A 16,362-nucleotide genomic window follows, 5' to 3' on the forward strand; every position below is an offset into this window, starting at 1 on the left:
TAATAGCAACCACGATGCCAGTGTTAATATTTTGTATAAAACAATTAAGCCTAAACATTTACAGTGAAAACAACTGCGTTTCAATTAACCGATAAATAATTGAAATAGTTAAAACAAAAGAGCACACTCCGTTTTACTTAAACCTGGTACGACCAGTGCGATAATGTTAAACAAAGGTAAATATGGACAACATTTTATCTATCGAGGGATTGCTATGAGCGCCAATCGCTCACTAACTTGAGCGGTTAGCGCTCAGAGCGCTCAAAGTATCTAGTCAGGCAAAGAAGATGGTGGGTAGGCATACCAGTCGCCGAGCATCCGCGTGGCAGGGAAAAAGCCGTCAACTTGTTGGGTTGTACCAATCGCTTGATACTGCATTATTTTGTGTGTCACAGGGTCAATATACGACTGAAAACCTTGAGGGTCTTCGGGCAGAGAAACTTTCAGACCGGGCAATGCTTGATGCAAACCAACTAAACTTTTTCGATCAGCCTGATACCAAGCCGCTTCTAGTACTTTCATTACCGTGTAAGCATCTTGGGCAATAAAGGTGGGAAAGCGTTTGGTTCGCTGGAAAAATGCCTCAATATAAGCTCGATTCTGCTTGGTATCAGGCCAGTTCACATGTGAGCGCCCAGATAAAACGACGCCTTCGGGTAAAATATCGCCCAGCCGCGAAAGGACAAAATAACCACCGCCGGTATCAAAATTAACGAAGTGAGTGTTATCAAGCAGTCCTGAGCGCGCGGCTTGCTCTAAAAAACTGACTAAATCGCGTGTCCAATGCCCACTGATCAACACATCGGGTGGGTCTGCCAATAACGCTTCAATGTATAACCGGTAGTCGGTCTCCCCTAGCAGGCTGTAGAACTCATCTTTAATTTGATACTCAACATTATAAGCGTTAAGACTGGTCATCATCGTCTGCCAAATCTGATGGCCATATTCGTAATCTGGACCAATATAAGAAACGGTCTGCCACTCCAATGTTGGCTTCACATCACGCAGATAGCGCGCACCCGCGTCACTCGACTGAGAAGCATCATTGTTCAAGTGAAAATACCAAGCATGGCGCTCATCTTCGGTTAATCTTGCAGAGCTATGTCCGGCTCCCAAAAACAAGATTTGGTGCTGCTTGGCAAGTTGTGAAACCTCTAAAGCAATATTGGAGTTCACCACTCCACACAACACATCGACCTCTTGGTTGACAAAGCCCGTGGCGATTTCACGTGAGCGAAACTGCTTACCCATAGTATCGGCTACATACACCCTCATCTTTGGCGAGTCAGGTAACGCATGGATCTCTTCCAGTGCCATAGCCAACGCCACTACAGCGTCGTTTCCCCACAGCGCAGAAGGCCCCGTTAAAGGGTACATACACCCTACTTCGAAATCCGCTTGTTGCTTACTCACACCCAGTATGATTTGACTGTGAGCCATTGTGCTCACCAGTAAGCCAACGACCAATAGTGTAAGAGAAGTCAATCGCTTACTCATGCTTCGATTCCTAGTTTCTGCAAGCGCCGTTTAAGTGCATGACGGGAAATATTAAGCAGCTTTGCAGCATTGCCCTTGTGTCCGTCACTTTGCTCTAAAGCATTCAGAATCACTTGTTTCTCTTCATCAGCTAGACGAGATGAGATAGCTTCTAAACGTTCGTCATGACAGGGCTCATTATGAACGCCTGCACCTTGGGATAATCCCGCTGTTAAAACTGGCTGCGATGATGCCAACTCGCCAAACTCAACGGGTAATTTATCCGTGTCTATCGATACTCCGCTATACAAAACCGACAAGCGCTCTACAAGGTTTTTTAACTCTCGAATATTACCCGGCCAAGAGTAATCAATAAGTCGTTGCAGCGTTGCGGGCTGGAAACCAATCGGCGCACTCTTACCCGCATATTGCTTGGCAAAATGCGCCAATAGCAAAGGAATGTCATCCGCTCTTTGGGCGAGCGATGGCAAGGTTAATGGCATAACATTGAGGCGATAGTACAAATCGGCACGAAAGCTCCCCTCTTCCACTGCGGTCGCTAAATCACGATTAGTCGCGGTGATGACTCTGACATTCGCTTGTTTCTCCTTCGTCGAGCCTACGGGGCGATACCGTTGGCTCTCAAGAAATGAGAGCAGTTTCGCTTGTAAAGCTATGGTTAATTCACCCACTTCATCCAAAAACAGAGTGCCCCCATCTGCACTGTCAATTAACCCCGAACGTGAGGTATTCGCCCCAGTAAACGCGCCTTTCTCTACACCAAATAGCTCCGACTCAAGCAAACTTTCTGGCAATGCTGCACAGTTCACCTCAACGAATGCCTTATCCGCGAGTTCACTCTGGCGATGCAATTCATTTGCCGCTGCGGTTTTACCCGTCCCAGAATCACCAAGCAGTAACACGGTTCGCGCTTGGCTTCTGGCCACTAATGCAAGATCACTGACTAACTTAGCCATAATCGATGTTTGTCCTATCAAACCTTGTTTGGTCGGCTCTGGTCGAGAGAGATAAGGACTCAACTGTGTTTTCAGTTCGGTCACATCAAAGGGTTTGGTGATAAAATCCTTCGCCCCTTGTTTGACGGCTTCAACGGCCGTTTTAATATCCCCATGCGCTGACATCATAAATACCGCACTATCGGGCAGCATCGTATTGAGCCTTTGCAGAGGCTTAAGATCTTCACAATCTGGTAATCGTAAATCGAGCAAAATTGCACTCGGCCGTAGCGCATTCGCTTTACTCAAACCCTCTTGCGCATTGTGTGCGATTTCGACGTGAAACTCTGGGTCACGTAACGCTATTTGCAGTGAACGAGTTAGCGCGACTTCATCGTCAATGATCAATAACGTGGGTTTTATTTCAGCAAGAGAATGATCAGCTGTTTGATTCACAAAAAGACTCCCTATCAAACCTCAATATTGCCTGAGTGCCCATCCCGGGCTGGCTGTAGAATTCCAAAACGGCGTGGTTCATCTCCGCAAGACGCTGTGAAACCGAGAGACCTAAACCTGTTCCGGTGGTTTTTGTTGTATAAAATGGCTGGCTAATCGTCGCGATTTGCTGCTCTGACATACCACAACCTTGGTCAGTGACCACTAAAGAGATACTGTGGTTTGTCACTACAATGCTTAATTCAATCTCACTGCCAGACTCAGATGCCTCTAGCGCGTTAATCAGCAAGTTCATCACTATCTGTTGCAGTTGATTTTCATCCGCTTCGACAGAGGCCTGATTTTGCAAACAAGCGTCATCTAGCTTAACCATCACCCCACGCTCTTTTGCCATTGGGGCAATTAACGAAGATAGCCGTTGAATCAAATTCGCCAATTGCACTTGTTTCGTTTCTGGATCCGGTGGGCGAGCATAATTGAGCAAACTGGAAATCAATTGATTGATACGATCAATCTCACCCACCATCAAACTCTGTAGCTCTCGGTCTTCTTCTTTGCCCTGTGATAAAGTTTGCACGCACACTTTAATCGTTGCCAAGGGATTACGAATTTCGTGGGCAATACCAGTTGCAAATTCACCCCATACCGCTTTGCGCTCTGCTTCCCCCCGAGCCAGCATTAACGAGTCTAAGTGAGTAGTCATACGATTGAATGCGCCAGCCAGTAGAGAGATCTCATCATTGCCAGAAACTGGAATTTTCACCGCCCAGTTGCCTGCTGATACGGCATTGGCAACGTCGATCAAAGGGACGACCCGACGCCGCACTCTTTTAACTAAGAAATAAAAAAAGGTTGTCACTAAAGAGAGCACCAACACCGCCATTAGCAATACCAGCAAACGTTCATGCTCTCTCGCGAGCAGCGGTTCGCTGTGCGTAAAGCTAACCAGTTGCCAATCGGCTACTATCGCTTCTGCTTCTCCAATGACCGTTGGTTTATCAACCACTCTGGCCAACGCATCAAAGCAAGATTCATTGGTGCTAGAAAATGGACAAAGCATGGTGTCATCATAATCACCAACGGACAGATAATAGGTTAAGCTGGCAAGACGTAACTGAAAGGCCAGATAGCCAACCAACTGCTGGCGGTTACCTGATGCATAGACAGGCTGCGCCATTAAGTACCAAGCCGACTTCCCTGGCGTAGCCACTTGTGGACCGATTAAATAAGCGGAAGCAAACGTCTGCTTACTCAAGGCGGAAATATCAAACTCACCACGTCCCCAATAGGGATAACCGCTGGCGCTTTGCCCAGGCAGCGCATTAATTAATTGCCAATTAGAATCGAAAAACAGCGCCCCATAGATTTCCGGTCGATCAATATCAAAATGAATCAGACTTAATGTGGTTGAGGAGTGGTAAGAGCGCTCTGTTGGTTGGAATAACCCTGTGATTTCAGGTAGTTCAGACAGTGCTTCTAAGGCATGCAGATGCTGACGACTGTAGTGATAAATACTGTTTTTGACCTGCAAAAGATCTTGCTGTGATCGCTCTCTTGCCATTTCCGCGACTAACCCGGCGGTTAATCGATCATACACCACTATCGTAATTAATAATGGTAGGCTCGCCACCAAGAGCGATAAGAGAAAAAAGCGTCTAACGAGGCTATTTTTCCAAAACCGGATCGATTGTCTACTGGTGTAAGCCATAGCGCCGCCTAGCAAGCTTAAGTTAGGGTTCTCTCCTGCTTAATTATTATTTGATAAATGTTCTATGCAGGTTCATGGTTTACATTAGCATATTGTAAACATACCGTTAACAAGACTTATGTCGAACATCTAACTGGGTCACTCGTCACGTCGTCTGCCTAAATAAACAACTAAGTGAATTGCGAAATGAATGGTCGTATATTGAAAAAGCAGTGTATTCTCAAACCGTTATTCTCGAAGTCACAAAGGAACACTCCATGGCAAACCCTGAATACCAAGAAAAGCTCGATAACCTCGATAAGTTAAGTGTTTGCCTTTATCGAACCGGGATCAGTTTGTTTGCTATCGCACTGTTCGCAATGGCAGTGGCTTTGACAGGCGTAATTCAACATGCCGATTTATGGTCAGGCATACTCGTATTGACCTGTATCGCGACGGCTCTCTCCGCCGCAAACCTTCACGTTTACAACAAAATGGTGCGCACCATCATTGTATGGTCGGCATGGATTGGCATTATTTTAATGCTGAGTGATGGGCAGCAAAGCCGTGTATGGCTATCTCTTGGCTTTCTGTTTATTACGTTCTCTGGCATTGCACTCAAAGAGTCATTTTGTTTTAAAGTGGTTGGATTAAAACTCGTCCCGCTGTTACTTGCCAGTACGGTACTACTGCTTTGGCTAAACTTAGCCTTGTATGCGGCACTCGTAATGATTGTTGCTAGTTTAATTATTGGTTATTTGTCATATCAAAAATGGCGCATGCCACTGCACTTCGATATCGGCATTAAAGCTAATTACGAAGTGTAATACCAATCAGCATAAGTCTTTGATCATTCTTGCTGATTAAAATCGCTGATAACGTTGTTGCAGATTTTGCAATTAGAATAACTAGTTAGCTACAATCTGCGCCTAGTTCTAAGCGATTTTCCTTGCGCAATTTTCTGACCACTTTCTTATCCTGATTGGTATAATTGCATCTTTCTACAAGCACTAAATAGCAAAAAGCCCACTAAAAAGTGGGCTTTGAATTCTGAGTATATCAGTATAATCTTACAGCGCGATAAATAGACCCGCTAGTGCTGCACTCATCATGTTTGCCAGTGTCGCGGCAGTAACTGCGCGTACACCCAGTTTCGCTACGTCATGGCGACGTTCTGGCGCCATAGCACCAATCGAACCTAGTTGGATTGCGATAGAACCGATGTTAGCAAAACCACACAGAGCAAAAGTGATGATGATTTGGCTGTGAGCAGATAGCGTCTCTTTCACTGCAACGAAATCTAGGAATGCCACGAACTCGTTCAGTACCGTCTTTTGACCGATAAGTGCTGCAGCCGCGAATACTTCATCCATTGGGATACCAGCAAATAGCGCTAACGGTGCAAATAGGTAACCGAAAATGGTTTGCAGAGTTAGGTTTTGCACGCCAACAAGTTCACCTACCATTTCAAAACCAGCGTTCACCATAGCAATCACACTGACAAACGCGATCAACATCGTACCCACCGCAACAGCAACACGCACGCCGTTCATTGCACCTGAAGCAAGCGCATCAATAATGTTACTATCGGTGCTCTTTTCTAGCTCAATTTCATCTTGTGCTGCTGAAGCTTCACGTTCCGGAACCATCATTTTAGCCATTAGTAAACCGCCTGGAGCCGCCATGAAGCTTGCTGCAATTAGGTATTTTAGTTCTACACCTAGAGCGGCATAACCACCAAGTACCGAACCCGCTACTGATGCCATACCACCCACGATAACCGCGAACAGTTCCGAGCGAGTCATCTTAGCTAAGAAAGGACGGACAATAAGCGATGCTTCGCTCATTGATAGGAAAATGTTACTTGTTGCAGCCAATGACTCTACTTTTGATGTACCCAGCGCGCGAGCAATCGCACCACCAATCACTAAGATTAGTTTTTGCATGATACCTAGGTAGTAAAGTAGAGAAATAATCGCAGAAAGGAAGATAATCAGAGGAAGAACGCGAATTGCGAAAATAAAGCTGCCAGTTGCTAGCTCACCAAACACAAAGCCAATGCCTTCGTCAGCGAATGCCAGAATGCCCGATACACCATTACTGATTGAGCCAAGTAGAGATTGACCAAGAGGGAAATAAAGAACCAGTGCGGCAAAACCTGCCTGAAGTGCGAATGCGCCTAAAACAGTACGCCAATTGATGTTTTTGCGACTTTCTGAAAGTGCGAATGCGCACGCTAAAATCGCGAAAATGCCAGCCAAGCTGTAGATGATTTGCATTTTGTTACCTTGCTATGTATCTGTGCTAAATATCTGTATTAAGGCGGAACCAAAAATCAGACGCGCACACGCGCAGGTAACATCGAAAACATGTTATCTTGCCCGGTGGCGGATTTATGGCCCGTAAACGCTCACAGTTACGCTGGGCCCTGTTCCTTGGGGCAAGTTTCCATTTTTCAGCTGATTGAAAGCCGACCAGGTAAACGTTTTCGTTCCCAGTCGAGCGCGGAGTATAGTGACTCGATTTCTCTGTGACAATGATCACTTTTGTTAAATTTATCACTTGGAGAATCGTTTAGTCAAAAAACAACCAATTATTCTAAATAATGCATGCAAACTTAATGTTTGATTTTGATCGCTGGCTCTAACCGAATATCAGACCGTATACTAGTAGCACATTAATCCTGCTTATTTTGCACACAAAAGCGGATTTACCTGACATTATGGAGAAACCGGAATGTCCTCATTATCACTTTCTCGCTTTACAACATTTAGCCTTCTGACACTGCTCTCTGTTTCGGCTCATGCCGCAACATCTTTACCTCTTTCTCCTGAGCAGATTGCGCACCCTTACCCAACTGAGCAAGTCACTGAACTCAGCTCAGCCAAGCAACTGATCACTAATTTTGAGCACAACCATTATCAACTCGATCAAGTCGCGACAAGCAATAAACTGCCAAGCTATTTCATCGAAAACTTACCTAAAGACTTAAATACCCTCTCGGTTGAACAGAAAACGTCAGGGTTTATTCGTCTGCTGCTACCAACCATTAAAGCCGTTAACGATCAAATCCTTGAAGTGCGCTCTGAGATAAAACAGTTAGCGCAAAAGCCTCGTACCCACAGGACAGCACAGGAGCAAGCTTGGCTTAAACAACTCATGATCTCCTATGATGTGAAATCCAACGATATCCATGATCTTCTACTGCACGTTGATATCATTCCGGTGGGTATGGTGCTGGCTCAAGGTATTGATGAAAGTGGTTGGGGAACCAGCCATTTTGCGGTTCAAGGCAACAGTTTGTACGGTGAACATCTCCCTGCCCATGGCGGTAAATACCTCACCACACCAGGTGGTCATGTCAAAGTTGCTGCGTTTGATAATCTTTATGCTGGTACCGCAAGTTATATGCACAACCTGAACACCACGCGCGCATACCAAGAGTTGTGGCACATGCGCCAAAACCTTCGCATGCAAAATAACCTTAATGGTTATGAGTTAGTCGCTGCGCTTGCCCATTACTCAACCCGCGGTGAAGCCTATGTCGACAACTTGCGTTCGCTGATTAAACGCCATCACTTAGACAGTTTCGACCATGTAACACTAGAGACGGCTAACTCAGAAATCATCCGCTTTCGCCATTAATGATTTCATCTCTCTAAAACAATCACCACCGCCCTAGGCGGTAGTTTAGAGCTGACAATAAAATAAGGGGCGTATCTCAAATAGATACGCCCCTTTTAAATTAAACAGGATAAAAGCCAGTGACTTTTACTACGCTATTTCTACTTGTAACACCTCAATACGAACCGCGGCTACTTTGAACTCAGGGATCTTAGCGTGCGGATCGGTTGCCGTGGTCGTCAAACGGTTAACTGGCGACTCAACAAAGTGGAATGGAATAAATACAACCCCTTGCTGAATACGCTTAGTCACGAATGCATCAATCTCTATCGAGCCACGGCGCGTTGAGACTCGTAGACGCTGACCATTACCAATACCCATAGCTTCGGCATCGTGAACGCTAATCATCGCCCTAGGCCCAGCCAAATTGTCTAACCCTTTGGTTTTACGTGTCATCGTACCGGTATGGAACTGCTCAAGTATGCGACCAGTCGTTAATACCAGAGGATACTCTTCGTCAGGCAACTCTGCTGCATAACGGAACGGTACGCCCACCATCTGCCCTTTACCCCGAGTAAACTGCGTTTGGTGCATAATACGTGTGCCATGTGGGTTATTTTTACAACTTGGCCACTGCACACCGTTTGGCGTGATACTTTCCCATTGAAGACCCGCGTATTGTGGTGTTACACGCGCTATCTCACTGGTGATGTCAGCCACACTTTGATAGTGCCAATCAGAGCCCATCGCATTGGCGATTTCTTGAATGATCCACCAATCCTCTTTTGCCTCACCCGGCGCTTTTAACGCTGCATTAACCCGTTGAACTCGACGCTCAGTATTCGTGAAGTGTCCTGATTTTTCAGCAAATGAATAAGCTGGCAATACCACATCCGCATACTGCGCCGTTTCCGTCAGGAAGATATCCTGCACCACTAAGAAATCTAACGCTTCCAAACCTTCAATGACGTGCTGCTGGTTAGGATCGCTCAGAACTGGGTTTTCCCCCATGACATACAATCCGCGCACTTCTCTATGGCAAGCGGCGTGAATAATTTCCGTCAAGGTTAAACCCGGTTCAATTGGCAGATCTGGCGCGTCCCACTCAATGGCAAACTTTTGGCGTACCATCGGGTTATACACTTTCTGATAACCTGGATAGCTATTTGGTAGCGCACCCATATCACATGCCCCTTGCACATTCGATTGACCACGCAGTGGGTTAATACCACCGCCTTCAATACCAATGTTGCCGCACAGCAGCTGTAAGTTCGCGATCGAGCGAACATTATCATGCCCCGTGGTGTGCTGAGTGATACCCATCGAGTAGTAAACGGCAGTACGTTTAGCGGTACCAATGGTACGTGCCATCGCGAAGATATCGCTCGCACTGACCCCGGTGACCAGTTCTACTTTATCCAACGCATAAGCCGGTGACATTACCTCTTGCAAGAAGGTATCGAAGCCATCAACGCGCTCTTCAATATACTCTTCGTCATACCAGCCATTTTTGATGATTTGTTGCATCACACCGTTTAGCAGCATCACATCTGTACCCGGACGATGCGCAAGATACAGCTCTGCATGATCAACCATATCAATGCGTTTCGGGTCTGCCACGATCAAACGGGCGCCGTGATGACGTATTGCTTGCTTAATATGTGAAGCAATAATCGGGTGTGCCGAGGTCGTGTCTGAACCGATGATAAAAATCACATCCGAGTGCTGGATACTTGGAATATCATTGGTCATTGCCCCACTGCCTAACGACGCTTCTAAGCCAGTCACCGTCGATGCGTGACAAAGGCGCGCACAGTGATCAACGTTATTAGTGCCAAGCTCTCGGCGAATGAATTTTTGGAAGGCGTAGTTATCTTCATTGGTGGTTTTAGCCGATGAAAAACCCGCCAGTGCATTGCTGCCAAAGTCCTGCTTAATCGCAGTGAACTTTTTGGCGATCAGCGTAATCGCTTCTTGCCAACTTGCTGGCTGCAACACGCCATCTTTACGAATCAGCGGCGTGGTTAAGCGCCCTTCATCACCGATAAAGTCAAAACCAAAACGACCTTTCACGCACAGCATGCCTTGGTTAACCGGTGAGTTAGCTCCCGTTACATATTGAATGCGGTTTTTCGCTTCATCAACATGCATGGTCAACTTACAACCCACACCACAATAGGTACAAATGGTATCCACTTTCTTTAAGTGCTCTACTCGCCCTTGAGAGCGGTCTCGCTTATCAACCATTGCTCCGGTCGGACAAGCTTGCACACATGCACCGCACTGCACGCAGTTAGAGTCACCCATCAACAATTTGCCATCACAGCTCTTGCCGAAATGAGGGCGATCATCAGGACGCAACGCCGGTCGACCATTTTGGTCATGCACAAAATTGAGAATGCCATGGACTGCTTGCTCGCTACAGGCTTGAATACATTGACCGCAACTAATACAGCGGTTGGCATCAAACTCAATAAACTCTGAACTGCGGTCGACGCTGAACTTATGGCGAGGATCTTTTGCTCGCAGATTAAGCCAGTCATGATGAGACTGAACATTGAGCGAATAATCAAACTTTTGCTCAGCTTGGTACTCAGTCGAATAATCTCGCAGATCACAACTGGTATTCGCTTGGCAGCCACACTCTAAGCAACGCGCCGCTTCTTTGATTGCCTCATCATTATCAAATCCGAGTTCCACTTCCGCGAAGCTTTGCTCGCGTTGCGCAGGCGTAAGCTCTGGCATAATGGTGCGCGCGACTTTTTGTAAAGTTTCAAAATGAACCGGATCCACTTGTTTCAGCGCAGGCTCTTTGCGTGAGTTGAATGCCGGTTTTGGCATATCAGCCATATCACCATTTAAAAACAGATCGATCGCTTTTGCTGCAACTCGCCCATCGCCTACCGCTTCAACGGCAGTCGCCGGTCCACGGCGAAAATCGCCAATACTGAAAATATTGCCGGTGCCTGTATGCATGGTGAGCGGGTTCGATTCCGATGTATTCCAACGCGTTAGTGGCAGAGTCAGCTCATCGTTTTCTAAGAAACTTAAATCTGGCTTTTGTGATACAGCAGCAATCACCGTATCAAACTCTTCGGTGAAAAACTCGCCCGTTGCCTTTGGACTGCGACGCCCTGAAGCATCGGGAGCGCCCAGCGCCATTCGCTCTAGGCGAACAGATTGCACGCGACCACTTTCATCGGCGATATTTTCTACAGGGTTGGTTAAGAATAAAAATTTAACCCCTTCATGCTCTGCTTCAACAATCTCATAGTCTTCTGCTGGCATCTCTTCGCGAGTACGGCGGTAGATGATTGTGGTATCAGCGCCGGCGCGTCGAGCAGTGCGCGCGCAATCTATCGCGGTATTACCGCCACCGATAACCGCCACTTTTTCACCGGTAGTGTAAGTGCGCTCAGTAACATAGTCTTTGAGATAATCAACACCCAAATAGCAACCAGCTAAATCACTGCCGGTATAATTCATCTCAACCGCCAGTGAAGCGCCAACGGCGAGACAAACGGCATCGTACTGCTCGCTCAGTTGGGAAAGCGTAAAATCGTTTCCAAGCTTTTGCCCGGTTTTTATCTGCATGCCGTTACGACACATCAGCTCGATTTCTTTGTCGAGGATAGCTTTCGGTAAACGATATTCAGGAATGCCATAACGAAGCCAGCCGCCCGCTTTAGGCATCGCTTCAAATACCGTGACATCATAACCTTCATTCGATAGATAATAACCAGCGGTTAAGCCACCCGGTCCACTACCGACAATCGCAATCGACAGATCCTTGTTTGGTTTTTTCTCAGGGACATACGCCTCTTGCGCAGCAAGATCCGCGTCAGCAGCGTGACGTTTTAGCTGACGGATCGCTATCGAGTCATCAACTAAAGAACGGCGACATTCGCTTTCACAAAACGCAGGGCAAACTCGACCAATAGAGAGTGGCATCGGTAACGTGCGTTTAATCACTTCAATCGCTTTTTGATGATCATTCTGTGCAATGAAGTACAAATAAGATTGGATATCCACACCCGCTGGACAAGCAGTTTTACACGGCGCTTCACAATCCGCATAGTGGTCTTGCATGATGCGATTGAGCGCTTTTCTCCGATGTTCTGTTAGTTGTTCAGATTGGGTGATCACATTGAGACCAGAGTAGACTTTGGTTTCACACGCACGCACAGTGCCGCCACTTTCTACTTCAACCACACACAGATCACAGGGCACTTTTTGGTTTGATTTATTTAGCCCACATAGAGATGGAATCTCTACTCCACACACTTTGGCCGCTTCCAGAAGCGTCGCGCCTTCCTCTACAAAGCGATACTTGCCATTAATTACGATTTCAATCATAGGGTACCTGCAGCGAAGCCTAAATAGCCTTACAAAAGTTAAGGATACCCTCTAGCTTATAAAATTCGTACTACAAATCTCACACTAACTTAATTTCCATTTCATCAAAACTAACCATTTTGTCCATATTGTTCGCATAAAAATCCACAAACTATTGATAATTTAGACATTTAAAAAGCTTAAACAAGAACTAGACCATTAACTTAGGTGCTGGTCTTATCAGTTCCCTCTATTACTGAGGTAGGCCAATAACGAACAGTTGTTACACAATTCAACGCTAATCTAACCGTCATTCCTTAATAACATCATCCATACTTGATCGTAAAACAACTCAATACGTAGGTAACTGTATGATTAAAAAGCTTGGTTACTTTGGACTGGTGCCCTTCTTGGTACTGCCACTTTTACTGCTAACACCAAACTTAGTGACACCGTCACTTACTGTAAAGCTATTTACCGCATACAGCGTCTGTATCGCTGCGTTTATGGCGGGTACACTGTGGGGACGAGAGGTTGATAAGCCGTGTGCTAAACCTTACATGCTGATGGTTTCTAATGGTATTGTGCTTTGCACCATTGCTTTTGCACTGATAGCGGAAGTTAAGATTGTCGGTGCTATTCTTGGATTAATGCTGACCCATTTAATGAACTTCATTAGCGAACGTAAACGACGTAACCAACGCTATTATCATTTACGTAAAGTGCTGACCATTGTCGTCATAGCGTGTCACGCTTTAATGATTTTATTGCTTTCTTGGAGTGTAAGCGTTGAATAATATTGCTGTATTTTATGATGCGAGCTGCCCACTGTGTGTCAGGGAGATGACTGCCCTAAGTAAACACCTCACCAAGCGTATCACTTTTGTGAATGTGCTCGATAGCGATCTGATGTCAAGTTATCCAGAGATTTCCATTGCCGAAAGCAAACGGGTTTTGCACGTGCTTGATGAGAACGGCACATTAAGACTTGGTGTAGACGCTAATGTGTATCTTTGGGAGCTTACAGGAACCAAACGCTACCTAACACTACTGAGACTCCCTATCATCCGCAACGTCGCCAATGTTGGCTACTGGTTATTTGCTCGAAATCGCTACCGATTGTCACGTTTACTGACTGGAAAATCTAAATGCGAGCAGTGTGAGCTCTAGATATTTTCGTCAGTTAGCTCACCAATCGAAAATAATTCTGTCATCAGGTTGTCCAATCCCTTGATATACTTTCGCTACTAACAAATGAATCATGGACGAGTTATGAGAAAGGTTTTCCATTTATTAGCATTATCCTTGTGTTTAAGTCTATCAGCCCTCTCGGTGCACGCATCAGAACGCGCTCAAGTGGGGTGGGAAAAGATCCAGCAAGGTGCAATGATCGTCGATGTGAGAACACCACAAGAGTTTTCCGCCGGTCATTTAGATAATGCAGTGAATTTCCCTTTGTCTGAACTAGACAAACATTTCTCAAACATCGATAAAGATCAACCTATCGTCGTATACTGTCGTAGTGGTCACCGCTCTGGTATTGCTTACGATTACTTAGTGGAGCAAGGCTTTACTCAAGTACATAACGGTGGTGGCTTAGTAGAAATGCAGTCCGCCAAATAGCCAAATCTGAATGCAAAAAATCGCCCTCGATGGGCGATTTTTCTATTTAAAACCTTGATGCAATGCGCTTTTGCGCCAGCTCGACTAGTTCTTTTCTTTACCGTAAACTCGTACGCCTGCTTTTGAGCCTTCTGAGTTACCGTAAACATCAATACTCTTCACACAGCGACGCTTACCGAAATAACGCCAATCGCTCTTTTCATCTTTATCAAAGCCACGGTAGAAGTTAAACGTTTTGCTTTCACCATTTTGGAACTTTACTACCGCTTTACGCAGGTCAAGCTCCTTTTCAGCTTTAACCTGAATCGCATTGGTGTAACGACAAACCAATAGCGGAATCTTCGCAGCATGCTTGCCATGCTCAAGTAAAATTGTACGACCTAAAGTAAATTTGTCGTCTGCATGTACGTTCGCGCTAAGTAATAGTGAACCTAACAGCGCACCAAGGATTAAAGATTTCTTCGCCATTCTAACTCAATCAATAATTGTTAAATCGGCGCGCATTCTATGGTTTCGTTGCTAAAGGTGTTAGTTCTTTTTTGTCCAAGTGAGTAAATTTAGCAAGCCGCTGACAGTAACCTTGCAAAGCATCAGCTGCTGCTATGAAATGATCAAAATAACTTGCCTAGTTTTTACTTGATTAAATTCAATTAATTAGGGCGTGTTTATCTTTCGAGATGATTTTAATATCAGTTTGTGGATTCTTCATACAAGATAAAGGCTTCGAAGTGCAGATAGCCTAGACTAGAAGCCGATAACACAGTAAAAGAAGCCAAGTATGCATTGGCCTGAAACAAAATTTAACCACGCAAGATAAACACGCCCTCAAAAGACACGAATTCTATTGGCCAGCGAGTACTTTCGCAGCCTGACGCATTAATGCAGGGGCTTTGCTTTCACCAAAGCCCGAGTGATAAGGGTTGGTTGAAAACGCTACACCAACAAAATCTCGATCAGGGTCAATATAGATAAATTGACCAAGATTACCACTTTTTGCCATTGCACCATCACTAAATACATAGTCGAATTGGTAGGCGTGATAGTCTGCTTTTTCATTGAACGCATGCATCGAACTCGCCTGTTTGGCGGAGCCTTCAAATGCCTTAGGGTTTCCTTTTACACGGATATGGTCAATCAGTGCCGGGCTAATCACAGGCTTGTCGGCTACAGCCTGCCAACTCGGAGTAAATAGTGCTCCCCATCTTGCCATGTCCTCTAACGTTGAAGAGACTAAACCCAGCGCAATCGCACTACCTTCCGGGGTGAGATTAAATAGCATCGGCTGACGCGCATTAACGTGCGACCATACTCGCTCTTCGAATACTTTCGTCCAAGTCGTTCCTTCTATATTTTCTACTATTTGTGTCAATAGCATTGTATTCATTGAAGCATAACGAAATCTTTCTCCAGCCTTTTCTCCTTCAATTTTTTGCGTATCGCGAGCAACATCCATCCAACTATCTTGCGATTGAGTATCGTGGTTCTCTGAACCTATAGCTGAAGCAAAAAATCGTACTACTGGCGAATTAGGCTTCATAATTGACTGAGCGGTTTCTTCATTAGCTAGGCCAGTCGTATGATTGAGAAGATCCATTACGGTTACACTATCCCAAACGGTATTTCGTAACTGAGGAATATAATCCGTGACACTCACTGCCTCACTAATTTTACCCTCTTCCACAAGCATAGCGACGACCACACCGACCATCGTTTTAGAAGAAGAAGCCCAAATATGGCGATCTGTTGGCTTCATTCCTGGATAGGCTTGATAAACGATCTTACCTTTATGGAGTAACAGAAAACCTTGGGTGCGAAATTGAGGATCGGTGAGGTATTCTTGCATTGTGATCTCACCTCTTGCTGAGGTTTTAACCAGCATGTTATCCAAGCGATTGTCTATCTCTTTCACTAATGGTTTATACGTGTGACTCGGTGAAGCCAAAGCAGTTTGCATAAACTCATTCATATGCATATTGTAGTAAAGAGAATGATCACCCCCCATCTGCCAATGGAAGTTATTAAAGTTCTGACGAGCTTCGGCAATGAATTCATTGCTATAAGGCAACTTTGCTGCCTCTATTGGCAAAGTAACAAGAGCACCATCGACTTTCAGTGCCTTCGATACAAGGTTTTCATCATTTGCTATCGATGCATTGCTCATAACAACACAGCCAGCAATCAGTACAGTTGAGTATAAATTCATAA

Annotated in this window: 12 protein-coding genes; 5 read left to right on the plus strand and 7 right to left on the minus strand. The window is 45.4% G+C overall.

What is annotated here, in order from left to right; genetic code table 11:
• Positions 1 to 270 precede the first annotated feature (270 nt).
• From IRQ95_RS01310 to IRQ95_RS01320, 3 genes are read right to left on the minus strand one after another with little or no spacing between them, the layout of a single operon-like run.
• Positions 271 to 1,497, minus strand: coding sequence for an ABC transporter substrate-binding protein (locus tag IRQ95_RS01310; RefSeq protein ID WP_194435211.1), 1,227 nt, complete (start codon positions 1,495 to 1,497; stop codon positions 271 to 273).
• The gene (locus tag IRQ95_RS01315; RefSeq protein ID WP_348541570.1) at positions 1,494 to 2,888 is read right to left on the minus strand and encodes a sigma-54-dependent transcriptional regulator; all 1,395 of its coding nucleotides are present in this window, start codon (positions 2,886 to 2,888) and stop codon (positions 1,494 to 1,496) included. The genes IRQ95_RS01310 and IRQ95_RS01315 overlap by 4 nt, the downstream gene beginning before the upstream one ends.
• Positions 2,872 to 4,449, minus strand: a complete 1,578-nt coding sequence (locus IRQ95_RS01320; RefSeq protein WP_194435212.1) for a sensor histidine kinase — start codon at positions 4,447 to 4,449, stop codon at positions 2,872 to 2,874. The genes IRQ95_RS01315 and IRQ95_RS01320 overlap by 17 nt, the downstream gene beginning before the upstream one ends.
• A 404-nt stretch (positions 4,450 to 4,853) precedes the next feature.
• On the opposite strand from IRQ95_RS01320, the gene IRQ95_RS01325 reads away from it, so the two are divergent.
• Complete coding sequence (locus IRQ95_RS01325; protein ID WP_194435213.1) at positions 4,854 to 5,402, plus strand: DUF2301 domain-containing membrane protein; 549 nt, start codon at positions 4,854 to 4,856, stop codon at positions 5,400 to 5,402.
• 243 nt (positions 5,403 to 5,645) lie between these two features.
• Here the strand turns inward: IRQ95_RS01325 and IRQ95_RS01330 are convergent, their stop codons facing one another.
• The gene (locus IRQ95_RS01330; RefSeq protein WP_075649868.1) at positions 5,646 to 6,854 is read right to left on the minus strand and encodes a NupC/NupG family nucleoside CNT transporter; all 1,209 of its coding nucleotides are present in this window, start codon (positions 6,852 to 6,854) and stop codon (positions 5,646 to 5,648) included.
• A gap of 457 nt (positions 6,855 to 7,311) precedes the next feature.
• Here IRQ95_RS01330 and IRQ95_RS01335 point away from each other — a divergent pair, with 457 nt between their 5' ends.
• Positions 7,312 to 8,220: a glucosaminidase domain-containing protein gene (locus IRQ95_RS01335; protein ID WP_194435214.1), complete on the plus strand. Its 909-nt coding sequence runs from the start codon at positions 7,312 to 7,314 to the stop codon at positions 8,218 to 8,220.
• 129 nt (positions 8,221 to 8,349) lie between these two features.
• Here IRQ95_RS01335 and fdhF read toward each other — a convergent pair whose 3' ends face one another.
• On the minus strand, positions 8,350 to 12,555 hold the full coding sequence (gene fdhF / locus IRQ95_RS01340; protein ID WP_194435215.1) for a formate dehydrogenase subunit alpha: 4,206 nt from the start codon (positions 12,553 to 12,555) through the stop codon (positions 8,350 to 8,352).
• A gap of 350 nt (positions 12,556 to 12,905) precedes the next feature.
• On the opposite strand from fdhF, the gene IRQ95_RS01345 reads away from it, so the two are divergent.
• The 3 genes from IRQ95_RS01345 to IRQ95_RS01355 all read left to right on the plus strand — a co-directional run bounded on the left by IRQ95_RS01345 (position 12,906) and on the right by IRQ95_RS01355 (position 14,157).
• The gene (locus IRQ95_RS01345) at positions 12,906 to 13,331 is read left to right on the plus strand and encodes a DUF3429 family protein (RefSeq protein ID WP_194435216.1); all 426 of its coding nucleotides are present in this window, start codon (positions 12,906 to 12,908) and stop codon (positions 13,329 to 13,331) included.
• The gene (locus IRQ95_RS01350) at positions 13,324 to 13,704 is read left to right on the plus strand and encodes a thiol-disulfide oxidoreductase DCC family protein (protein WP_228481050.1); all 381 of its coding nucleotides are present in this window, start codon (positions 13,324 to 13,326) and stop codon (positions 13,702 to 13,704) included. Before IRQ95_RS01345 ends, IRQ95_RS01350 begins: the two co-directional genes overlap by 8 nt.
• 102 nt (positions 13,705 to 13,806) lie before the next feature.
• Positions 13,807 to 14,157 carry a rhodanese-like domain-containing protein gene (locus tag IRQ95_RS01355; protein WP_194435218.1) on the plus strand — a complete coding sequence of 117 codons (351 nt, stop codon included), beginning with the start codon at positions 13,807 to 13,809 and terminating at the stop codon, positions 14,155 to 14,157.
• 84 nt (positions 14,158 to 14,241) lie between these two features.
• Here the strand turns inward: IRQ95_RS01355 and IRQ95_RS01360 are convergent, their stop codons facing one another.
• Positions 14,242 to 14,625, minus strand: coding sequence for a DUF2541 family protein (locus IRQ95_RS01360; RefSeq protein WP_194435219.1), 384 nt, complete (start codon positions 14,623 to 14,625; stop codon positions 14,242 to 14,244).
• Positions 14,626 to 14,998: 373 nt separating this feature from the next.
• On the minus strand, positions 14,999 to 16,360 hold the full coding sequence (locus IRQ95_RS01365; protein ID WP_194435220.1) for a serine hydrolase domain-containing protein: 1,362 nt from the start codon (positions 16,358 to 16,360) through the stop codon (positions 14,999 to 15,001).
• Positions 16,361 to 16,362: the final 2 nt, after the last annotated feature.

Source organism: Vibrio fluminensis (genome assembly GCF_015278125.1).
Lineage (GTDB): Bacteria > Pseudomonadota > Gammaproteobacteria > Enterobacterales > Vibrionaceae > Vibrio > Vibrio fluminensis.